Source organism: Corynebacterium sp. HMSC070E08 (assembly GCF_001808895.1).
GTDB classification, from domain to species: Bacteria; Actinomycetota; Actinomycetes; order Mycobacteriales; family Mycobacteriaceae; genus Corynebacterium; species Corynebacterium hiratae.
Genome location: NZ_KV794749.1, coordinates 1 through 20,673 on the forward strand (window position 1 = coordinate 1; position 20,673 = coordinate 20,673).

Sequence of the window (20,673 nt, forward strand, 5' to 3'; positions counted from 1 at the left end):
CAAAATCAACGCACTCTAAAACCGGAAGGGCCAGATAACCGCCCCTGGGGCACACAAATCGCCGCCTACACGCTCACTGATGAGAAGAGCTACCACAAGAAGAAAGACAACGAACTCAACCCCAGCGAGGCAACTAAAATGAAGAATCTCAAGACACCGACCGGAACGATGTCTCGAGACTTCACAGAGTGCCCCCAGTGGGACTCGAACCCACACTGAATCGATTTTAAGTCGACTGCCTCTGCCGATTGGGCTATGGGGGCCAAACCGTGCCCACTTATCTTAGGGCACGGGTGGACACATGCCGAAAATAGGGTCGGCAACCGTAGAACTGTGCCGGTCCGCGGGACGGTACCGGCCTAGTTCGCTTAGTTTGCGACAAGGCCGCTAATGATGCCATCGAGGATGTCCTTCTCACTGATGAAGAAGGAACGGGCATCACTGTTGCGCTCAATCATCGTCATGATGCCCTCCACGGCCACGCAGCCGCCGCCGATGACATCGGCGCGGCCCGGGTGAATGACGGGGTTGAGGGCCCTCACGTCCGAGGACAAACCGATCATCTGTCGGGTGAGCACCCGCAGCGCGTCGAAGCGCAGCTCGGATCCGTGGATGGAGTCAGCATCGTAGCGTTCCATGCCCTGCGCCAACGCCGAGAGCGTCGTGAAGGTACCGGCACAGCCGACGAAGGTTTGGGCCTTGTCGATGGGCACGATCTTTTCCACTTCAGCCATGCGTTCAGCGACGTAATCAGTAGCGATCTCAATCTCTGCTTCGGTAGGCGGATCGTTGCGCATCATGCGCTCAGTGAGTCGCACGCACCCCATCTGCGCAGAGTGGGAGCCGAGAATCTCGCCGTCGATTGTCCCAACGACGAACTCCGTCGAACCGCCGCCCAAGTCGATGACACAGTAGGGCCCCTTCTCAGAGCGCAGGTCCCCCACCGCACCGGTGAAGGACAGCAGTGCTTCCTCCTCCCCGGAAATGATCTCCGCGCGGGCACCCGGCTGGACCTGACCAAGAAGCTCCTCGGTCATATCGAAGAACTCGCGGTGGTTTTTGGCATCACGCGTTGCCGAGGTTGCCACCATCCGCACGCGCTCAACCTTCTCAAATTTCATCTGCTTGACGTATTCTTCGAGGGCTGCACGAGTCCGCGCGAGTGCCTCTGGCTCGAATTCACCGGTGGCGTCGACGCCTTGTCCGAGGCGGACGATCTCCATCGTGCGGGAGATATCCCGAATCTTGCCATCCTCTTGGATCTCACTGATGAGCAGGCGGATGGAGTTGGTTCCGCAGTCGACAGCAGCGACGCGAGTCATAAGGCTAGCCTTTCTCTTAACCGGCGTTAGAAAAATCAAACTGGGTCATATCAATGCCCAGGTCCCCCACGGTGGGCCAATCCTCCGGGATGGCGCTTCCCCGGAGTTTACCGTGTTCTGCAGCCATCGCGACGGCCTCGGTGCCAAAGCGCACCCGGCCCGGGCCTTCTGCCAAGGCATAAGCAATAAGCACGTGGAGGCACTTAACGCGCTCAGGCATGCCGCCACCGGAAAAATCAGTGCCCAAGTCCTCCATGGCATTGCGGGTTTCCAGGTAGTGTTCGTGCGCTGCCTGGTAGTCCTTCTGCAAGTCCTCATCCGCCGCGAGACGCTGCTCCATCCATTTCATGACGTGGGCAACTTCAAGGCGCGATGCCTCAGCGGTCAGGCGCGGATCGGTGAGGTAATAGAGGGTAGGAAACGGAGTGCCGTCGGGAAGCTTAGGCGCCGTCTTAATCACAGCAGGAGCTCCGTCGGGGGTGCGGTAAGCAATGTCCACGACGCCGCGCGGGGTGCGGCCCAATTGTTCGCGGACGACTTCAATATCAGCATCGGTCACGGTCATAGGAACCATTGTGACACGGAGGCGCGGGTGCGTCCTATTCAGCAGGAGCTTCGACTAAGTCTTCCGGCGGGTTCTCCGCTTCCGGTGGGGTTTCAGTGTCCGGTGGGGTCTCAGCATCCTGTGACACCGAATCCCACAGCACCGTGTACCACGCTCGCTCGTCGACGTCCTCGCGGCGTTCCGAGGTCACCGTATCGCCTGAGTCCATCCGCGGATCCATGATGCGGAACGCGGTTTCTCCTTCATCCATCACACCGAAGCGGCGGCGCGCTTCTTGTTTGACGTATTCCTCCGAACGGTATTTATCAATCTCGGTGAGGAGGTTTTCCTTCTGCTCCTGCTTGGCGGCGATGGAGCTTTCCAGGCGCGCTATCTCCGACTGGCCGTGGTAGTAATTGCGCAGCGGAACGGCAATGGTTAAGAGGACTACGAGCACGACGGCGATAATGACGCCCACACCCAGAATGTCGAGCCCCTTAGGCTGGGCCGGGCTCTTCTTCGGCTTGGTGCGCTGCGCGTCGCGGGCACGCGTGTGGACCGGAACGGTGTTCCGGCGCTTCGTGCGGGAAGAAGTAGTGCGTGCCATCGGGAAGTCATTGTATCCCGCTACAGCCCAGGTGGTGCGCGGCGCGCGTCGTGTCTCAGAAATAACATGCGTCACAGCGCTATGGAGGCCACCCCGACGAAAAAAGGTGCCACAGTTTCCTGTGACACCTTTCGCTTAGACGCTATCTCAGCGAGTGGCCGGTTCCCGGCTACTCCTAGAAACTAGCCCTGGAAGCGCGGGAATGCGGAGCGGCCGGCGTAGACGGCTGCGTCGCTGAGCTCCTGCTCGATGCGCAGCAGCTGGTTGTACTTGGCCACGCGCTCAGAACGTGCCGGGGCACCGGTCTTGATCTGGCCGCAGTTGAGGGCAACCGCGAGGTCAGCAATGGTGGTGTCCTCGGTCTCGCCGGAACGGTGGGACATCATGGTGCGGTAGCCGTTGCGGTGAGCCAGCTCGACGGCGTCGAAGGTCTCGGTCAGGGTGCCGATCTGGTTAACCTTCACCAGCAGTGCGTTGGCTGCCTTCTTCTCGATGCCCTCCTGGAGGCGGGCCGGGTTGGTGACGAAGAAGTCATCGCCCACGATCTGGACCTTGTCACCGATGGCTGCGGTGAGCTTGGTGTAGCCCTCCCAGTCATCTTCCTGCAGCGGGTCCTCGATGGAGACGATCGGGTAGTTGGCAACGAGATCCTCGTAGACCTTGGCCATCTCCTCAGCGGTGTGCTCGCCGCCCTCGAAGTGGTACTTGCCATCCTTAAAGAACTCGGAGGAAGCAACGTCGAGTGCCAGAGCAATGTCCTCGCCCGGCTTCAGACCGGCCTTCTTGATTGCGTCAACGATGAGGTCGAGTGCAGCCTTGGTGGACTCGACGGACGGAGCGAAGCCGCCCTCGTCGCCCAGACCGGTGGACAGTCCCTTGTCCTTGATGACGTTCTTGAGGGCGTGGTAGACCTCAGTACCCTGGCGCAGCGCCTCGGAGAAGGACTCCGCGCCGATCGGAGCAATCATGAACTCCTGGACATCCACGCCGGAGTCAGCGTGGGAGCCACCGTTGAGAATGTTCATCATCGGAACGGGCAGGACGTGAGCGTTCGGGCCACCGACGTAGCGGTAGAGCGGCAGGCCAGCAGACTCGGCAGCAGCCTTGGCAGCGGCAATGGAGACGCCCAGGATGGCGTTGGCGCCGAGGCGGGACTTGTTATCAGTGCCGTCCAACTTGATGAGGGCCTGGTCGATCAGGCGCTGGTCATCGGCCTCAAAGCCGGCAAGCTCATCAGCGATTTCTTCGTTGACGTTCTCAACTGCCTTGAGAACACCCTTGCCCAAGTAGCGGTCACCACCGTCACGCAACTCGTGAGCCTCGTGAACACCGGTGGAAGCGCCAGACGGAACGCCGACCACACCGCGTGCTCCATCGTCGAGGAATACTTCAGCCTCGACGGTGGGGTTACCGCGGGAATCAAGAATTTCGCGTGCCATTACGTGGATGATGTCAGCCATGCTGCTTTCACTCCTATAGAGCCAAATTGATCTTGGGTTCGTGTTCTGGGAAGGGCTCCCAAACCACCTGCAGCCAATTGTTCCAGAAAACTTCGGAACGTGTCGGGCGGAAACGGACAACGTGATAAAGATCTAGAAAGGCGCTAGGACGTCGCAGGCTGTTCGATGGCATAGGAATTCGCCGCAGCGGCCACTTTACGCAGGTAATCCTCGGATTGGTTGTAATTGAGGATGGCTGAGCGCCAGCCTTCCGGCGTCGAAAGGTCTCTATCGCCGAAACACAACAAGGCGGCAGCGCCCAGCGCGGCATCATCGATTTGATTTGGATCGGCTACGCCATCACCGTTGGCGTCGCGACCAAAATGCTCCCACGAAGACGGGATGAATTGCATGGGGCCTACCGCCCGATCAAACTCAGTATCGCCATCAAACACGCCGCCATCGCTGTCCGGAACGTGGGTGGTGTTGTTCGTACCGTCGAGAGGGATACCCACGATGGGCGGCTCGGGGTGACCGTTCTCATCGAGTGAAGAACGGTGGAATATATTGCCGTTATAGGTCCCGTGACGGGTTTCCACCCAGCCAATCCCGGCGAGGGTATTCCAGCGCAGATTGCAGTTCGGCCACGACTGCCGCGCGATCAATTCGGCGTTGCCATAGGCCCGCAAAGCTTGGGCGGGGATGCTGGTGGCGTCGGCAAGCTGATCAGACCACCACGTCAACTTGTCCGCGGTGCGCCCTGGCGCTTCGACATCAATATTGGGCACCTCTGCCCCACCGACGGGTGGAAGATCCTCCGGAACGGGGGACAGCTGCCGGAACGGGGAAGGCTTATCAAGGAAGGAAAGACTCCACGCCACCAGGGAAATGATCAGAATGATGGCCAAGACAATGCCGAGGCCACAGCCCCCAATCCTCCGTAGCCCCTGTGTCATAAAGGTGAATACTACAGACGGTTTCACGTGTGGGTTAGACCGACACAGAGGGCGCCGCTTGGCGACGAAAGGAACCTAGCTAAGCAAAAATATTTTGAGTAATTATGTCAAAGTATTCCCATGCGTAACATTGTGCGCTACACTGCACCGATGAACGGTCCGCCGCGCCTACGCCGGTCCTGCACGTTCTTTCAACGCCCTTTCTTCAATCTCAAGGAGTTCCATGTTCATCCGCCGTATCGCTGCCACCGCTGCCGCTGTTGTCACCCTGGGTGCTGTCGTGCCCGCCACCGCGTCCGCCGCATCCCTCGAGGAGTTGGGCGGCTTCCTTTCCCAAGGCATCCAGAATGCTGACTGCAACACCCTCCGCAGCACCCTGACGCTGATGGATCAGGCGACCGAGGGCGAGCTGCTCGGCCCGGACACCACCCGCAACCAGCTGTCGAAGAACCTCATGGCTCTGGGCAACTCCGAGGATCTCGGCGCGCTGGCCCTCGCCGCTGTGAAGTACTCCGGCCAGACCGCTGACCGCGCCCTCGAGTGCAAGATCGTTAAGGAAGACACCATCGTCACCGGCGGCACTGGCCTGTCCTCCACACTCACCGACTACGCTCCCCTGCTGTCCTCCATTATCCAGAAGGGCTAGTCCTTCTCTCGGGCCTTGCCTTCGGCCCACAGGCGCTCCTGCTCCTCTACCTCCACGACGTCCTCCGTGCCGTCAAAAAGGTAGGGCGCGCGGGAGCGCATTTTGTTGACGAAGGACATGGCGACGTCATCGAGGCTAAAAGCTCCGCGGCGCGCCGCTATCTCGGCATGGAAAAGGACTTGTAAGAAAACATCACCGAGTTCCTTGAGCAGCTCGGCGTCAGAGGCGCGCTCCCGCACCGCCTCGGCGAACTCCGCGGACTCTTCCTCCAGATACGGCAGCAAGCTCTCATGGGTTTGATCGCGTTCCCACTCCCCGATGCGCCGGGCCCGCGTCATCACCTCGCGCGCCTGCCATATCGGCTCCTCCAGGGAGGGGGCAAGGATGAGCTCCGCGTGGGCGTCGATAAGCGCGCGCACCTGCGGGTGGGACGGATCTGTGCTCACCACAACACCGTGGCCTGCCGGATCCTCACCGCACAGGAGCTGGTCGAAATTCCACCGCACCTTCACCGGTACTTCATCGGTAAAAACAACAGGTCCCTGCAGTTTTCCAACGGCCTCCAAAGGGATTAGGGTGGGCCAGCGCGGATCTAACAACAGGACAGTCATAAGCAACGAGTATAGGTCCCGGGCTCCAAGAGCTTTCGCTGCAGTTGCACAAAAGCCCGCCTTAAGGGGTATTTTTAACCAATGACCACTTCCAATCTCACCGAATCGCCGCGCACGCACTCCGTGACGCTGTGGACGCTTGTCGCGCTCATCATCGGTTCCACGGTGGGCGCGGGTATCTTCTCTCTCCCGCAAAACATCGCCTCCGTCGCCGGCCCGGGCGCCATGCTCATCGGCTGGCTCATCGCCGGCGTGGGCATGCTCTCCGTCGCCTTCGTCTTCCAAATCCTGGCGCACCGCAAGCCGCACCTCGACTCCGGTGTGTACTCCTATGTCCGCGCCGGCTTAGGTGATTTCATCGGCTTCACCTCCGGTTGGGGCTACTGGCTGGGCTCCGTGATGGCCCAGGTGGGCTACGCCACCTTGTTCTTCAACACCATCGGCCACTACGTCCCCCTCTTTGACGCCGACCACCGCTGGGTTTCCGCCATTGCGGTGTCTTTGCTGTCGTGGGGTATTTTTGCGGTGCTGGCCCGCGGTATTAAGCAGGCGGCCATCATGAACATGGTCACCTCCGTGGCCAAGATCGTGCCCATCCTGGCCTTCATCGTCATCCTCGCTTTCGTGGGATTTAGCTGGGACAAGTTCACCCTGGATATCTGGGGCAAGGCTTCTGATAAGTCCCTCTTTGAGCAGGTGCAGGGAATCATGCTCTTCACCGTGTGGGTCTTCATCGGCGTGGAGGGCGCTTCGGTCTACTCCAAGCAGGCTCGCACGCGTGCCGACGTCGGCCGCGCCACCGTCATCGGCTTCATCAGCGTCTTGGCACTGCTGGTCTCCGTGTCCACGCTGAGCTTCGGCGTCCTTACCCAGGAAGAGCTCGCAGCGCTTCCGGATAACTCGATGGCCTCCGTGCTCACCGCCGCGGTCGGCGAATGGGGCGGCGCGCTCATCTCCCTGGGCCTGTGCCTTTCCGTGCTTGGCGCCTATGTGTCCTGGCAGATGCTGTGCGCGGAACCTATCGTCATGATGGCTGTCGATGGTCTTCTCCCCCGCAAGATCGGCACTGTGAACATCGCCGGCGCGCCCTGGGTTGCGCAGCTGATCTCCACGCTGACGATTCAGCTCTTCGTCATCGTCTTCTTCCTCAACGAGACGTCCTATAACGCGATGGTGCAGCTGGCCACCATCATGTACCTGCTGCCCTACATCTTCTCCTCGCTGTACCTGGTGCTCTTGGCGGTGCGCGGCAAGGGGCTAACCCACCCGCACGCCGGGGTGCGCTTCGACTTGTCTGGCCCGGAGGTGAGCCGCCGCGAGAACCGCCGCCACCTCTACATCGGCCTCGTCGCCTTCATTTATTCCGTCTGGCTCATTTACGCCGCCGACCCGGTCTACGTGCTGCTTGGCGCGCTGGCTGTGGTCCCGAGCATGATCCCTTACGTGGCCACACGCTTGCACAAGAAGGAGCGCGTGTTTAACACCTTCGAATGGTGCGTTGTGGCGCTGGTGATTGTCGGCGCTGTCGCCGCGGTGTGGGGCTTGGGCACTGGGCGCCTCGTTCTCTAGAACACCTCAGGTGCTGAGCGGTGCGAGAGCACCGCGTACGTGATGCAGCTTGCGAGCCACATCACGTGGCCGATGCCGCTGATAACGAGGAGGATGCCGCCGGTGATCGCGGCCGCTTCCTCGTTGCCACACCACCACGTCGGTACGGTGGCCGGTCCGATGTCTCCAAAATCCGGCAGGTTGGCGTTGCCCAGGATGAATCCGATGAACACCAGCACCATCGACACCCAGGCCCATTCCAGCTTGCTCTCATAGTCACTGCGGATGAATAGCGGGAGCAGCCCAAGCAGTACCCACACGCCGACCAGGAAAATCCCAAACATCACCAACATGAAGGTGAGCCAACCGCCGTTCTCACCGCTGAACTTTATGACCAGCGAGACGGGGATGCTGATCAACGCCGCGAACATCCACACCGCCACCATGACAATCCGTTGATTCGCCCGAGGATATCCAATGCGGTTGTTCGCGGCGTCCATTACTTCTCTCCTACGCTAATGACGTTTTTCTTAGTCTTAGCACCACTGACGTCAACGTGCTCGAGTTCAAACATCGACGCTAGGAAATCCGCCACCCATTGCAGCAGCTCAATGTCACGCAGCTTGGGGTCTGTGACATTCCGCCCTGCCTTGGGGAAGCTGAGCTGGATGGCCTTGGCCGCCGCACGATAATTCGACCCCGGGTAAAGGCGCTTGAGGCGTACCTGTTTCGAATCCGCCAGCTCCACCGGGTGGACCTTGATACGCGTGCCCTGCACCGTGATGTCGCTGACCCCAGCCCGGCGGGCCTGGTGGCGCAGGCGGGCCACGGCGAGAAGGCGCTCCACAGGTTCCGGGACGGGGCCGTAGCGGTCCTGCATTTCCTCCACCACGTGCCCCAAATCAGCGTTGTCTTTGGAAGCCGCGAGCTTGCGGTAAACCTCCAGGCGCAGGCGTTCGGAGTTGATATAGGACTCAGGGATATGGGCATCCACCGGCAGGTCAATGCGGATTTCCTTCGGCCCTTCGTCAGTGACCACGGGGGTCTCCCCGCGCGCGAGCGCCTTGAAGGTCTCCACCGCCTCACCGACAAGGCGCACATAGAGGTCAAAGCCCACGCCGGCGATGTGGCCGGATTGCTCGGCACCGAGAACGTTTCCGGCACCGCGCATCTCAAGGTCCTTCATGGCCACGGCCATGCCCGCACCCAGATCGTTGTTCTGGGCGATGGTGGCCAGACGGTCATAGGAGGTCTCCGTCAGCGTGGCGCCCTTCGGGTAAAGGAAGTAAGCGTAGCCGCGCTCGCGGGAGCGGCCCACGCGCCCGCGCAGCTGGTGTAGCTGGGACAGACCCATATGGTGGGCGTTTTCCACGATGAGTGTATTCGCGTTAGCGATATCCAGACCGGTCTCCACGATGGTTGTACACACCAACACGTCGAACTCGCGGTCCCAGAAACCTTGGACGGTGCGTTCAAGCACGTCCTCGTTCATCTGGCCGTGTGCGACGACGATGCGCGCCTCCGGCACCAGGTCCCGCAGTTCGCGGGCCTTCTTTTCGATGTCGGCGACTTTGTTGTGGATGAAGAAAACTTGGCCGTCGCGCAGCAGCTCGCGGCGGATGGCCGCTGCCACCTGCTTATCCTCATACGCGCCCACATAGGTCAGGACCGGGTGACGGTCCTCCGGAGGCGTCAAAATCGTAGACATTTCACGGATGCCCGCCATGGACATCTCCAAGGTGCGTGGAATCGGTGTCGCGGACATGGTGAGCACATCCACGCTGGCTTTGAGCGCCTTGATGTGCTCCTTGTGCTCCACGCCGAAGCGCTGCTCCTCATCCACCACGATGAGGCCCAAGTTCTTCCACTGCACGCCCGTTTGCAGCAGGCGGTGGGTGCCGATGACGATGTCCACGGAACCATCCGCCAAGCCGGCGAGAATCTCCTTGGACTCCTTGGCCGAGGTAAAGCGCGAGAGGACCTCAATATCCACCGGAAAGCCCTGCATGCGCTCGCGGAAGGTATCGGCGTGCTGTTGCGCCAGCAGAGTCGTGGGCACGAGGACCGCCACCTGCTTACCGTCCTGCACGGCCTTGAAGGCCGCGCGCACCGCAACCTCGGTCTTGCCATAGCCCACATCGCCGACGACCACGCGGTCCATCGGCACCGTGGATTCCATATCCTGCTTGACGGCATCGATGGCCAGCATTTGGTCTTCAGTCTCGACGAAGGGGAAATTATCCTCCATCTCCGCCTGCCACGGCGTATCGGGCCCAAACTGGTGGCCAGGGGCTGCCTGGCGCTTGGCATAAAGCTCCACCAGCTCACCGGCGATCTCACGCACCGCGGCACGCGCCTTCTTCTTGGTGTTCTTCCAATCCGAGCCGCCCATCTTGGACAGCGTCGGCGCCTCACCGCCGGTGTATTTGCTCAACAGATCCAACGAATCCATGGGCACCCACAGCTGGTCGGCCGGCTGACCGCGCTTGGACGCCGCATACTCCAGCACGATGTACTCGCGGCGCGACGTCTCATCACCGGACTGTACGGTGCGCTCGGCCATCTTGAGGAACTTGCCGATGCCATGGGTCTCATGCACCACGTAATCCCCCTGCTTCAGGGCGAGGGGATCCACGCGGTTGCGGCGCTTTGCTGGGCGACGCTTCGCACCCGCAATATCACCGACGCGGTTACCCGTCAGATCAGTTTCCGTAATAACCACGAGCGGCAGCGCTTCAGCATCCTTCAGCTTGCGCACCTTTGGGAAAACCAGACCCGCATGGGACAAGGCCTGATAGAGGGTGACCTCGCCGGGGCTCGGCTCCCACCCAGGCGTGGCCACCTTGGTGGGAATCCCCTTCTCCGCGAAACGCTCCACCATGCGCTTGATCGCACCCTGGGCAGGAGCAATAAACGCAGCCCGCCCACCAGCGGTGGTGTGCGCTAGAAGCTGCGCCATCATCGCATCAATCTCTGAGATATCACCGCGTGGGGTAGGTCCGGGCTCAAAATCCAGCGGCAGAGTCTCCGATTCAGCGGCGGCGAACATCCCCGGCGGGGCAAAAGTCCACAGCGGGGCCTCGATATTCCGGCACGTCGCCTCAAGCGACTCATAGGAGCGGTAACTCGACGCCGAGGTATCCAAGCCCTCGGCAGCCAGCGGACCATCCGCGCCCATCGCGGCGGCCTCCCAGCCAGCAGCCAAGAACTCCGCATCGGTGGATTCCAGGTCCGCAATGCGCGTGCGGATCTTTTCCGGTGCCACGAGCACCACGTGCGTGCCCGCCGTGAGGAGTTCGGGGAGGGTGACAAAGGGGTCGTCGGCTAGCACGGCAAGCAACGCCTCCATACCGTCGGCAGGGATGTGCTCGCCTACCTTGGTCAGCAGTTCTGCCAGAGCCGCATTCCCGCCAAACTTCTGAGCCAGCTCACGGGCGCGTGCGGCAACCTCATTAGTAATCGGCAGCTCGCGAGCGGGATAGATGGCGACCTCGCCGACCTCAATCTCCGGGATGGCGCGCTGATCCGCCACGGAGAACTGGCGGATATCGGTAATCTCATCGCCCCAGAACTCCACACGCACCGGGTAGTCCGAGGTGGTGGGGAAAACATCGAGGATGCCGCCGCGCGTGGCGTACTCGCCGCGCTTGGCCACCATATCCACGTGCTTGTAGGCGCGAAACTCCAACTCCGAAAGGATATGTGAGAGCTCGTGCTCAGCTTCTTCCTTCAGGAAGATGGGCTCGCGGCCTTCCACTTTGCTCAGGATAGGCTGGCAATACCCGCGGGCAGAGGTCACCACCACTTGGGCTTTGCCCGCCCCCACTAGGTCGAGCACACGCGCGCGCTTGCCGACGATATCCGGGGCCGGCGACAGCCGCTCATGCGGCAACGTCTCCCACGCGGGAAAGTAGGCGACCTTATCCCCCAGCATGGCTGCCAGCTCTGCGGTGAGGTCCTCCGCCTCACGCCCGGAGGCAGTCACCACCAGCACCGGCGCGTGGTGAGCCAGCGTGCCAATGGCCCAGGGGCGCGCCTGGTCGATGCCCGTGATGTGCAGCGACGGTGTGCCCACTTGAGTAGCGAGACCTTTGAGTTTCGGATCTGAGGCGGCTACTTTGAGCAGCCCGCCCAGCATCGGCGTTGCCACCTACTTGGCTCCCTTCAACTTCGGTGCTGCTTCCATGCCAGAAAGACCATTCCAGCACAAATTGACGATGTGCGCTGCGACTGTCTCGCGCGAAGGCTCGCGCTCATCTAGCCACCACTGGGCCGTGGTGGCCACCATGCCGACGAGCGCTTGGCCGTAGAGCACCGACAGCTCGGGGTCGAGACCGCGGTGTTCGAAGGCCTCACCGAGGATATGCGCAATCTGATTTACCGCTGTGTTCAACAGCGTGGAGAAGCTACGCTCCTCCCCTGGCTTGGAGTCGCGCACGAGGATTAAGAAACCATCGGTCTCCTCCTCCACGTAGGTCAGCAAAGCGACGACCCCCTGCTCGATGCGCTGGCGCCACGAACCCGTCTGCAGTGATTCCGTGACGACCTTTTCCAAAGCGACGAGCTCGCGGTCGATGACGACGGCGTACAGGCCTTCCTTGCCGCCGAAGTGCTCATAGACCACCGGCTTGGACACGCCGGCGCGCGCGGCGATGTCTTCCACGCTGGCACCATCGAAGCCGCGTTCTGCGAAGGCCGCGCGCCCAATGGAGATCAATTGCTCACGGCGCTCACGCCCGGTCATCCTTTGTCGAACCATGTCTTCTACTGTATCTCCCCCACTGGACATCGCCCGCACCAGCTAAAAGTCGGCAGCTTGCAACGCAATAAAGAAGATTGGCCACCTGTTTAGGTCTCGCCCGCACCCGTCAGGTAACATGTCCCCCAGCGCCCACGTTGTGTGCGCAGTTTCCCCATGGTGTAATCGGCAACACTACGGTTTTTGGTACCGTCATTCTAGGTTCGAGTCCTGGTGGGGAAGCTGATTAGCATAGCCCGTCTACCTGCGTTTTCAGGTGGCGGGTTATTGCGCTGGCGATACTTCGGAACCTGTGGAAACCGCTCCGGGCACTTACAGACCAACAGGTAATCGCAGATGTAGCGCGCCGCATCAATAATATACTCGCCCACTGAGCAGAAACCTTTGACCACGTGGTCGAACGTGAAGATATCCCGTATCTTGACCCCCATGTCCGGTGCCTCTGTTTCACTGCAGGATGAGGATGACAGTGCTGTCCTCGAGCTTGACCACGAGCCGGACAAATTCGCTGCGGACTCGTCACTGAATAAGCAGGAAGAACGAGAAAATCGAGGAGAGGATACCAGTGACTACCCCCGACCAAGTCGCTATGTACACCACCCAAGATGGTAAAGCACACGTAAGACTCCAACTAAAAGACAACGACGCCTGGCTCACCCAGAAGCAGATGGCCGATCTCTTCGACGTCACCACAGCTTCCGTCTCGCACCATATTCAGTCAATCACACGCTCAGGCGAATTAGGTGCAGAAGCTACTTTCAAACAACTTTTGAAAGTACCAGGTCAAACCAGGTCCGTTAATCACTACAACCTAAACATGATTCTCGCCGTTGGCTACCGCGTACGAAGTCCACGCGGCTCGCAATTTAGAAAATGGGCCACAGAAGTTCTACGGGAATACCTCACCAAAGGCTTTGCCATCGACGCTCAAAAACTCAAAAACGATGGTGCTGACACCCACTTCGACGAATTACTTGAAACCATTCGAGAGATTCGGGTCTCCGAACGCCAATTTTTCCGCAAAATCTGTGACGTCATAGCCGCAACCAGCGCTGACTACCAGGAAAAGAAATCATTTAAAGAAGTCCAACAATTCTTCGCAGGGATTCAAAACAGACTCCACTTCGCCACCCACGGCCGAACCGCAGCAGAGCTAATCTGGGAACGCGCAGACCACACTAAGCCATACGCTGGGCTCACGACGTGGGGCGGAGAATCGCCCCACAAAAGCGACATGGGCATTGCGAAAAACTTCCTTAACGAAGACGAAGCTAGGCGTATGCGCAGGCTCACCACAATGTATTTGGACTATGCAGAAGACCAAGCCGAGATGGGAAAAACCATGCTCTTGAAGGATTGGGTGGAAAAAACGGAAGCCTGGCTCATCTTCAACGAACGCGAAGTCCTCAAAGGATATGGGAAGAGGAAACACGAGCAGGCAGTAAACAAAGCCGAGGAAGAATGGGATGCTTACCAACGCCAACTCGATTCTAAGGTCAACGAAATAGACATGAAAGCTCTAGAAGCCGAAATCAAGACCTTGAAACGGGGTGAGGATTAAATTGATTAATCGGGCACTCCTAAGACACATGATCATCACGCGGTGGCAGTCGCCCGAGAGGTGATCGAGAAGCAGGTTAAGCGGCGTAAAGATCATGGTCCGAAAGCACTATTGCGGACCGAGCAGCGAGGCGGGCAGCTGAGCGCCCCGGGCACCGTACATGGTTCGACGGTGCGATGACACGTATGGAGAAAAGCGAAGGAACATATCGAGAAAGCGCTGGACGAGAGCCTTCGGGGGCTGCGTGGAACTGACCGTATTGCGCAAGTGATAGGTTCAAATCCCGCGAGAACCTATTTACGATTTCTGCGGCCACGCCGAAAACCCCTAATTTCGGCTCTCCGCGCGATCGATGCCACCTGCGCCGCAGTGTAATTCAGGGGCGCTACACCTGCTCGCGGAAGCACCCACCCGCGCCAATACGCCGTAACTGCCAGACCAAAGCCCACGAAGGGCGAGACGATCATACCGAGGGCAAACTTATCGAAGTGTGCGAAGGAAGCCATCACGATTCCGGTAAGTACCGCCGGCACGGCATACAGCGGGCTGCCGCCAAAGACCGAGGGAATCTGCCCGGAAGCAACATCGCGCACCATACCGCCGCCCACTGCGGTCAGAACACCTAAGAAGACGCAGGCAATAAACGGCATATCGTAGGCCAGCGCCTTCACACAGCCAGTCGTACACCACACACCCAAGATGACAGCATCCGCGTGCTCAAGGAAGATCTCCCAGACCTTGCCCTTGAGGTCCATCAAGAAAGCAATGAGCGCACCCACGCATGCCAGAGTGAGATACCACGGATCAGAGATAGCGGCTGCTGGGCCATGAGAGATCAGCATGTCACGAATCATGCCGCCCGCCAGCGCCGAAAAGAGCGCCAGAAAGACGAAGCCAATGATGTCGAATTTCCTGCGGCGCGCAATCGTGCCACCGATGATGCCGTTGAGTACCACACCGATGAGGTCAAAGACCTGGTACAGGGAATGGATGAGCGGGTCGACTTCCTGAATCACAGATACTGACCCTAGCGTACTGCTCACATAACGATAGTGAATTTGTTGCAGTTCACTACCGCTAGCCCCGTGCCGCCTCAGAGTGTCTACTCAAGCACCCTTGACACTCATTGTTTCCAAAAGTGAAGACCTGGAAGTGCATTGATGCAGCGTGGGCGTCGTGAAGCGCCAACGCACTGCTTGTCGACGACCAGCAGGTCTGCACTTTTAGGGAAACCGAACCCTCCCCTTCTGTGACGCACACTGATGCTCTGATAGTGGAAACGCAGTGCTGTGGGTTTACACTGTGAAAAATTCATTCACTCTCTTCTCTCTAAAGGTCAGTCATGTTCCCTAACGATGCACAGCAACCGCCACAACCGACACTAGGACAGAACCCGTTTTCTACTGCACCACAATCGGCTGGTTCCAGCTCATCCGCTAAGTCAGCATCCCCGAAGGCGGCATGGTGGATGGTTCCAGTCGCTGCCGTGGTCGGCGTTGCAGTGGGTGCAGGCGCTACCTATGCGTTCATTGGCTCTGAACCGGGGCAGCTTTCCACAGCCTCTGCAGAACCGGAGTCCTCGCAAGCAGGCGAGATGAACAACGCTAACAGCTCAAATACACAAGATGGCGGCGCCAAGAGCCAAACCCTCGACGATCTCCCCAAGCTCGGTGAACCAGCTATGAGCGGAAACGAAAAGGTCATCATCGACTCCGTGACGCTCTCCCCCAACGTTGAGCTGAGAACTAAAGAATTCAACCCGGGTGCACCTGATACCGCCATGGAAGCTCCTCGGAACGAGGGCGCACAATTCGTCGTCGTTTCCGGAACAGTCTTCAACGAAGGGAAAACCCCGTTTATCGCCGATTTTGGCATGTTCGCTTGGATTGCTGACCAAGAGGGCCGCATGTACGAACCCCTCGACGACCACTGGAGAGTTCAAGCAAACCGGGATATTCAGAACAACTCCATTGGCCCGGGATTCTCCACACCATATACCTGGGTATTCGAGGTTCCCGGCGACTTCACACCCGCAGCTTTTGCATACGATGACAGGGGCGACAACACGATTGGAAACAGGCTTGCCTCCATAGACGTGCGTAGTTAGCACGCACGCCGACGAAACTGACCCCAGCTACCACCACATCCTCAAGCTGCTGAAGCCCAAACTTGGCTCTCGGTTAAGCCTTCGCCTCCGGCGTCGCATAGGGGCTGCGGGAGGAGTCCACCACTTGGCCGGCATGTGCGGAGTGGGCGGTGGCGGTTTGGTCGAAGACTAAGGCGGCGGGTTTGACGCGCACGTCGGGCTTCTCGCCTTTGTTGACCATGACGTACTGCCCCATCATTCCCTCGTCCTCATGCAGCAGCATGTGGCAGTGGTACATGTACGGGATGGTCTTATCCGGGAAGTGACCGAACTCCACCAGCAGGCGTGCGGTGACCTTCGGCGGAAGGTTGACAATGTCTTTCCAGCCGGAGTTGAACACATCCATCTTCTCGTCGCCGTCCCACTCCAGAACCTTGAAGCGGGCGTTGTGGATATGGAAGTTGTGCGGCCAGTCAGAGTTCTCATTGGTCACGGTCCAGATTTCCGGGGCTTCGTGATCGATGACGGTATCCACACGTGCCATGTCCATCTGCTCACCGTTGATCATGAAGGTGTTGAGCACGAACTCGCGCTCTTCAAGCCCCTCCGTGGACGGGGTCTCCGCCGCGGCGGGGTCAAGGGTTGCCGGCAGGGCGGGTGGTTCCGAGGCGTTTTCCGCCGGCCCGGAAATGGTGAGCAGGTCGAAGGAATCTTGGAAGCCGAAGTCGGCCGCGTCCTTGTCCTTGGGCACCCCAAAATTATCCTTGCGCGGCACCGAGCGCAGCTGGACTTCCTTGCCGGGCCCCAAGTCCACGATGATTTCGGCGCGCTCGCCGGGGCCGAGGAAGAGGGAGTCGACTTCCACGGGGGCGTCGAGAAGCCCCGTGTCCGTGGCGATGACATGGAAGGGACCGTTGCTGAGCTCCAGCGTGTAGAAGCGCATCGAAGCACCGTTGAGTAGGCGCAAGCGAACCCGGCGCGTGGTGGCGTCGAAGCGCGCATTGGTGATGCCATTGACCAGAGGCGTGGTGCCCAGAAGGCCCAGAGTGTTATCGCTCTTTTCATCAATCTGGCCGTCATCGGTGAACTTGGCATCCATGATGACTACCGGGATGTCATCGACACCGTAGTCCTGCGGCAGGTCCAGGTCATCGGCCACATCGTCACCGATGAGGAACATGCCCGCCAGCCCGCGGTAGGCATGCGTGGCCGTGGCCATGTGCGGGTGCGGGTGGTACCACAGCGTGGCCGCGGGCTGGATGATCTCCCACTCGGGCTTCCAGGTCTTGCCCACCTCAATCGGTGAGTGCGGGCCGCCATCCGAATAGGCCGGAAGCTTCATGCCGTGCCAGTGCACCGTGGTCATCTCAATGAGGTCGTTGGTGATTTCCGCGCGGACTTTCTCGCCCCGCCGAGCCCGCAGAGTGGGGCCCAAGAAGGCGCCGTTGAAGCCCCACGTCCGCGTGCGGTCGTTGCCGGGGAGGATCTCCGAGTAGCCGTCCTGGGCGGTGAGTTTGAATACGCGCGTGCCGTCGACGACCTCCCCTTCCTCCACGGGCGGGATGGGCAGGGCACGCGGCTCGCCGTCGTAGCCCAGCGGCTCCGGTTGATTCTTCGACCCCGAAGTGGAGCAGGCGCTCAACCCCATCACGGCGGCACCGGCAACAGTCAGCACGGAACCCTGGACAAAAATACGGCGGGATACTGTAGGGCGAGCGGAGATAGACATGCCTCCCAGGATAGAGATCAGGTGAACCTTAGACCCCGGATTGGAGCGAGCCGGGCTTAAGATCACAGTCATGGCTTCGCGTTCAGCATCTCCCCACGGCTCCTCACCGTCCGAAGAGTCCGCCAATGCCCGCCGCTTCGTCTGGTCGAATGGCCTGCAGGGAGTGGGCGATCAATTGCTCTCCGGAAAGACGGTCCTACCCTGGCTGTTTAGCGTGGCCGGGGTGCCGGGCTTCTTCACGGGCCTACTGGTCCCCTTGCGCGAGTCCGGCTCCATGCTCCCGCAGGCGGCGCTGACCCCGTGGGTGGTGTCCCATCCAGCACGCAAACGCCTGTGGGTGCTGGGCTCGGTGGGCCAGGGTCTGTGCGCGGCGATCATCGCGGCGGCTGCGGTGCTTGTCGACGGCCCCCTCCTCGGCCTCATCGTCTGCCTCGCCCTGGCAGCTCTCGCCGTGCTGCGCGCGCTGTGTTCGCTGACCGGCAAAGACGTGCAGGGCCGCACCATTTCCAAGGGCCACCGCGGAGTAGTGACCGGCCGGGCCACGCAGCTCGGCGGCGCGGTCACCTTGATTACCGGTGGCATCCTCGCCGTGCTGGGTGAGCTCCCGCGCTGGGGCTTGGCGGCATTGCTGGCCATCGGTGCGGCCACGTGGTTCTTGGCGGCAGCAGTATTCCGCACCATCGAGGAGCCGGTGCCGGATGATGCCGGCCAGAAGTGCCTGAACCGCAGCTGGTGGACGGATACCTGGAAGCTATACACCCAGGATTCCCGCTTCCGCAGCTTCGTCAACGTTCGTGCCCTGCTTTTGGTGTCTGCCCTGTCCACCTCCTTTATCGTGGTGCTTTCGCAGAGCATCGGTTCGCAGGCTTTGAGTGGGCTCGGCGGCTTCGTCTTGGCCTCAGGCCTGGCCAGCCTCGTGGGTGGCCGTGTATCCGGTGTGCTCTCAGATAAGTCCTCCCGCTTGGTCATGTCCTGGGGTGCGGGTGCCGCAGCGATCATCCTGCTGGGCATCGTCGCGTGTGCCGCGTGGGCGCCGGCAGCGGTAAGCATGTGGGCATTGCCTCTCGGTTTCTTCCTGGTCAACCTGGCGCACACTGCCATTCGCGTGGCGCGCAAGACCTATGTGGTGGACATGGCTGGCGAAGACAAGCGCACCCGCTACGTCGGGGCTGCAAACACCATGATGGGTGTCATTCTCCTCGTGATTGGCGGCATCTCCGCCGTGATCGCGCTGGCTGGTCCCTCGGCAGCCATTCTGTTCTTGGCCTGCATCGGTCTGCTCGGCGCCTGGCGTGCCCGGGCACTTCCGGAGGTCTCACGCGAAAAATAGAACGCAGGCGTTATGATGAAAAAAGTAAGTCCTGACATCCCCAATCACAGGAGAAGCACACACTCGTGGCTGAAGTAACGAACTGCGCCGCCATCGTCCTTGCCGCAGGCGCAGGTACCCGCATGAAATCCTCAACCCAGAAGACGTTGCATGAGATTGGCGGGAGGTCACTTCTCGGCCACGCTCTCCACGCAGCCGCTGGCTTGAACCCGGAGCACCTCGTGGTCGTCGTGGGCCACCAGCGCGACCAGGTCTCCCCTGCCGTCGATGCCATCTCCGAGGAGCTGGACTGCGAGGTCTCCCAGGCCGTCCAGGAGGAGCAGAACGGTACCGGTCACGCCGTCCAGTGCGGCCTGAGTGCGTTGCCTGACTTCGACGGCACCGTCATCGTGACCAACGGTGACGTTCCGCTTCTGCGCCCGGAGACACTGCGTCAGCTACACGAGACCCACACCGGCCAAGGCAACGCCGTGACCGTGCTGTCCATGACCCTGAAGGATCCCACCGGTTACGGCCGCGTGCTGCGCGCCGAGGATGGATCGGTCACCGCCATCGTGGAGCAAAAGGATGCCTCCGAGGAGCAGCGCGCGGTGCGCGAGGTCAACTCCGGCGTTTTTGCTTTCGATGGAGCCGTGCTTCGCGACGCCTTGACGAAGCTCAACTCCGACAACGCCCAGGGCGAGCTTTACATCACCGATGTGCTGGAGATCGCCCGCGAGGGAGGCCACCGCGTCGGCGCGCACGTTGCTGTCGATCCGGAGGAGCTCTCCGGTGTGAATGACCGCGTGCAGTTGGCCGCGGCCGGCCGCATTCTCAACCGCCGTGTGGTCGAGGAAGCCATGCGCGGCGGCGCCACCATCGTCGATCCCGATACCACTTGGATCGGCGTCAACGTGACCATTGGCCAGGACGTTGTCATTCACCCGAACACCCAGCTGTGGGGTGCGACAACCATCGCCGATGGTGCTGAGGTGGGCCCCGACACCACCCTGACCAACATGCAGGTTGGAGCGGGCGCCAGCGTCGTGCGCACGCACGGATTCGACTCCGTCATTGGCAGCAATGCGCAGATTGGCCCGTTTACCTACATCCGCCCGGGCGTCATCGTGGGTGAAGAGGGCAAGCTGGGCGGCTTCGTCGAGGCGAAGAAGGCGCAGATTGGCCGCGGCACCAAGGTGCCGCACCTGACCTACATCGGTGATGCCACCGTGGGTGATTACTCGAATATCGGTGCCTCTTCCGTCTTCGTCAACTATGACGGCGTCAACAAGCACCACACCACCATCGGCAGCCACGTGCGCACCGGATCAGACACCATGTTCATCGCCCCCGTCACCGTCGGTGATGGCGCCTACTCCGGTGCGGGTACAGTAATTAAGGACGACGTTCCCCCGGGAGCGCTCGCGGTCTCCGGCGGCAAGCAGCGCAACATCGAAGGTTGGGTGCAAAAGAAGCGTCCGGGCACGCCGGCAGCAGAAGCCGCCGACAAGGCACAGGACGCCCAGGCTGACGATCAGACCACTAACTAACGACAA

The 20,673-nt window shown here is 60.5% G+C and carries 18 protein-coding genes and 1 tRNA gene; 7 read left to right on the forward strand and 12 right to left on the reverse strand.

The features are described from left to right. Positions 1-219, forward strand: a 219-nt coding sequence (locus HMPREF2526_RS13470; protein WP_210384392.1) for a hypothetical protein, incomplete at its 5' end; no start/stop codon positions are given. Here the strand turns inward: HMPREF2526_RS13470 and HMPREF2526_RS04810 are convergent. The 6 genes from HMPREF2526_RS04810 to HMPREF2526_RS04835 form a co-directional block, all read right to left on the reverse strand. Next, positions 190-263: transfer RNA gene (locus tag HMPREF2526_RS04810), tRNA-Leu, on the reverse strand. The two genes, HMPREF2526_RS13470 and HMPREF2526_RS04810, sit on opposite strands and share 30 nt — an antisense overlap. A gap of 105 nt (positions 264-368) precedes the next feature. Then, positions 369-1,322 carry a Ppx/GppA phosphatase family protein gene (locus HMPREF2526_RS04815; RefSeq protein ID WP_070510312.1) on the reverse strand — a complete coding sequence of 318 codons (954 nt, stop codon included), beginning with the start codon at positions 1,320-1,322 and terminating at the stop codon, positions 369-371. 16 nt (positions 1,323-1,338) lie between these two features. Then, positions 1,339-1,887: a DUF501 domain-containing protein gene (locus tag HMPREF2526_RS04820; RefSeq protein ID WP_070546154.1), complete on the reverse strand. Its 549-nt coding sequence runs from the start codon at positions 1,885-1,887 to the stop codon at positions 1,339-1,341. Positions 1,888-1,921: 34 nt separating this feature from the next. Continuing rightward, a complete protein-coding gene (locus HMPREF2526_RS04825; protein ID WP_070546156.1) occupies positions 1,922-2,473 on the reverse strand; it encodes a septum formation initiator family protein in 552 nt (183 codons plus the stop codon). Between the two features lie 182 nt (positions 2,474-2,655). Next, entirely contained in the window at positions 2,656-3,933 is a 1,278-nt protein-coding gene (gene eno / locus HMPREF2526_RS04830; RefSeq protein ID WP_070546158.1) for a phosphopyruvate hydratase, read from the reverse strand. 143 nt (positions 3,934-4,076) lie between these two features. Then, on the reverse strand, positions 4,077-4,868 hold the full coding sequence (locus HMPREF2526_RS04835) for a lytic transglycosylase domain-containing protein (RefSeq protein WP_049155526.1): 792 nt from the start codon (positions 4,866-4,868) through the stop codon (positions 4,077-4,079). A 223-nt stretch (positions 4,869-5,091) separates the two neighbouring features. Here HMPREF2526_RS04835 and HMPREF2526_RS04840 point away from each other — a divergent pair, with 223 nt between their 5' ends. Continuing rightward, entirely contained in the window at positions 5,092-5,514 is a 423-nt protein-coding gene (locus tag HMPREF2526_RS04840; RefSeq protein ID WP_070546161.1) for a hypothetical protein, read from the forward strand. Here the strand turns inward: HMPREF2526_RS04840 and HMPREF2526_RS04845 are convergent. Beyond that, on the reverse strand, positions 5,511-6,125 hold the full coding sequence (locus tag HMPREF2526_RS04845) for a MazG nucleotide pyrophosphohydrolase domain-containing protein (protein WP_070546163.1): 615 nt from the start codon (positions 6,123-6,125) through the stop codon (positions 5,511-5,513). The genes HMPREF2526_RS04840 and HMPREF2526_RS04845 overlap by 4 nt on opposite strands. Before the next feature lie 81 nt (positions 6,126-6,206). Between HMPREF2526_RS04845 and HMPREF2526_RS04850 the strand changes: the two genes are divergently transcribed. Then, positions 6,207-7,694 (forward strand): amino acid permease, encoded by a 1,488-nt coding sequence (locus HMPREF2526_RS04850; RefSeq protein ID WP_049155530.1) that lies wholly within the window; start codon positions 6,207-6,209, stop codon positions 7,692-7,694. Here HMPREF2526_RS04850 and HMPREF2526_RS04855 read toward each other — a convergent pair. From HMPREF2526_RS04855 to HMPREF2526_RS04865, 3 genes are read right to left on the reverse strand one after another with little or no spacing between them, the layout of a single operon-like run. After that, positions 7,691-8,173 (reverse strand): hypothetical protein, encoded by a 483-nt coding sequence (locus HMPREF2526_RS04855; protein WP_070546165.1) that lies wholly within the window; start codon positions 8,171-8,173, stop codon positions 7,691-7,693. The two genes, HMPREF2526_RS04850 and HMPREF2526_RS04855, sit on opposite strands and share 4 nt — an antisense overlap. Beyond that, on the reverse strand, positions 8,173-11,811 hold the full coding sequence (gene mfd, locus HMPREF2526_RS04860; protein ID WP_049155534.1) for a transcription-repair coupling factor: 3,639 nt from the start codon (positions 11,809-11,811) through the stop codon (positions 8,173-8,175). Before mfd ends, HMPREF2526_RS04855 begins: the two co-directional genes overlap by 1 nt. Positions 11,812-11,823: 12 nt before the next feature. Continuing rightward, complete coding sequence (locus HMPREF2526_RS04865; protein WP_046648318.1) at positions 11,824-12,432, reverse strand: TetR/AcrR family transcriptional regulator; 609 nt, start codon at positions 12,430-12,432, stop codon at positions 11,824-11,826. Positions 12,433-12,997: 565 nt separating this feature from the next. Here HMPREF2526_RS04865 and rhuM point away from each other — a divergent pair. Next, on the forward strand, positions 12,998-13,993 hold the full coding sequence (gene rhuM / locus HMPREF2526_RS04870) for a RhuM family protein (RefSeq protein WP_083295519.1): 996 nt from the start codon (positions 12,998-13,000) through the stop codon (positions 13,991-13,993). Between the two features lie 293 nt (positions 13,994-14,286). On the opposite strand, the gene HMPREF2526_RS04875 is transcribed toward rhuM, so the two are convergent. Beyond that, on the reverse strand, positions 14,287-15,006 hold the full coding sequence (locus tag HMPREF2526_RS04875) for a trimeric intracellular cation channel family protein (protein ID WP_232751610.1): 720 nt from the start codon (positions 15,004-15,006) through the stop codon (positions 14,287-14,289). 455 nt (positions 15,007-15,461) lie between these two features. Here HMPREF2526_RS04875 and HMPREF2526_RS04880 point away from each other — a divergent pair, with 455 nt between their 5' ends. Then, positions 15,462-16,100, forward strand: a complete 639-nt coding sequence (locus HMPREF2526_RS04880) for a DUF4352 domain-containing protein (RefSeq protein ID WP_070510327.1) — start codon at positions 15,462-15,464, stop codon at positions 16,098-16,100. Between the two features lie 73 nt (positions 16,101-16,173). Here the strand turns inward: HMPREF2526_RS04880 and HMPREF2526_RS04885 are convergent, their stop codons facing one another. Then, a complete protein-coding gene (locus HMPREF2526_RS04885) occupies positions 16,174-17,808 on the reverse strand; it encodes a multicopper oxidase family protein (RefSeq protein ID WP_070546194.1) in 1,635 nt (544 codons plus the stop codon). 70 nt (positions 17,809-17,878) lie between these two features. Here HMPREF2526_RS04885 and HMPREF2526_RS04890 point away from each other — a divergent pair, with 70 nt between their 5' ends. Together HMPREF2526_RS04890 and glmU are read left to right on the forward strand one after the other, a co-directional pair. Then, complete coding sequence (locus HMPREF2526_RS04890; RefSeq protein WP_070515884.1) at positions 17,879-19,138, forward strand: MFS transporter; 1,260 nt, start codon at positions 17,879-17,881, stop codon at positions 19,136-19,138. A gap of 65 nt (positions 19,139-19,203) precedes the next feature. Next, complete coding sequence (gene glmU / locus HMPREF2526_RS04895) at positions 19,204-20,667, forward strand: bifunctional UDP-N-acetylglucosamine diphosphorylase/glucosamine-1-phosphate N-acetyltransferase GlmU (protein ID WP_070546167.1); 1,464 nt, start codon at positions 19,204-19,206, stop codon at positions 20,665-20,667. The last annotated feature ends 6 nt before the right edge of the window (positions 20,668-20,673 follow it).

Excerpts from the sequence above, each read along its gene's own strand:
- HMPREF2526_RS04815 (WP_070510312.1), bottom strand. The coding sequence starts at position 1,322 with ATGACTCGCGTCGCTGCTGTCGACTGCGGAACCAACTCCATCCGCCTG.
- HMPREF2526_RS04820 (WP_070546154.1), bottom strand. The coding sequence starts at position 1,887 with ATGACCGTGACCGATGCTGATATTGAAGTCGTCCGCGAACAATTGGGC.
- HMPREF2526_RS04825 (WP_070546156.1), bottom strand. The coding sequence starts at position 2,473 with ATGGCACGCACTACTTCTTCCCGCACGAAGCGCCGGAACACCGTTCCG.
- eno (WP_070546158.1), bottom strand. The coding sequence starts at position 3,933 with ATGGCTGACATCATCCACGTAATGGCACGCGAAATTCTTGATTCCCGC.
- HMPREF2526_RS04835 (WP_049155526.1), bottom strand. The coding sequence starts at position 4,868 with ATGACACAGGGGCTACGGAGGATTGGGGGCTGTGGCCTCGGCATTGTC.
- HMPREF2526_RS04840 (WP_070546161.1), top strand. The coding sequence starts at position 5,092 with ATGTTCATCCGCCGTATCGCTGCCACCGCTGCCGCTGTTGTCACCCTG.
- HMPREF2526_RS04845 (WP_070546163.1), bottom strand. The coding sequence starts at position 6,125 with ATGACTGTCCTGTTGTTAGATCCGCGCTGGCCCACCCTAATCCCTTTG.
- HMPREF2526_RS04850 (WP_049155530.1), top strand. The coding sequence starts at position 6,207 with ATGACCACTTCCAATCTCACCGAATCGCCGCGCACGCACTCCGTGACG.
- HMPREF2526_RS04855 (WP_070546165.1), bottom strand. The coding sequence starts at position 8,173 with ATGGACGCCGCGAACAACCGCATTGGATATCCTCGGGCGAATCAACGG.
- mfd (WP_049155534.1), bottom strand. The coding sequence starts at position 11,811 with ATGCTGGGCGGGCTGCTCAAAGTAGCCGCCTCAGATCCGAAACTCAAA.
- HMPREF2526_RS04865 (WP_046648318.1), bottom strand. The coding sequence starts at position 12,432 with ATGGTTCGACAAAGGATGACCGGGCGTGAGCGCCGTGAGCAATTGATC.
- HMPREF2526_RS04880 (WP_070510327.1), top strand. The coding sequence starts at position 15,462 with ATGGTTCCAGTCGCTGCCGTGGTCGGCGTTGCAGTGGGTGCAGGCGCT.
- HMPREF2526_RS04885 (WP_070546194.1), bottom strand. The coding sequence starts at position 17,808 with ATGTCTATCTCCGCTCGCCCTACAGTATCCCGCCGTATTTTTGTCCAG.
- HMPREF2526_RS04890 (WP_070515884.1), top strand. The coding sequence starts at position 17,879 with ATGGCTTCGCGTTCAGCATCTCCCCACGGCTCCTCACCGTCCGAAGAG.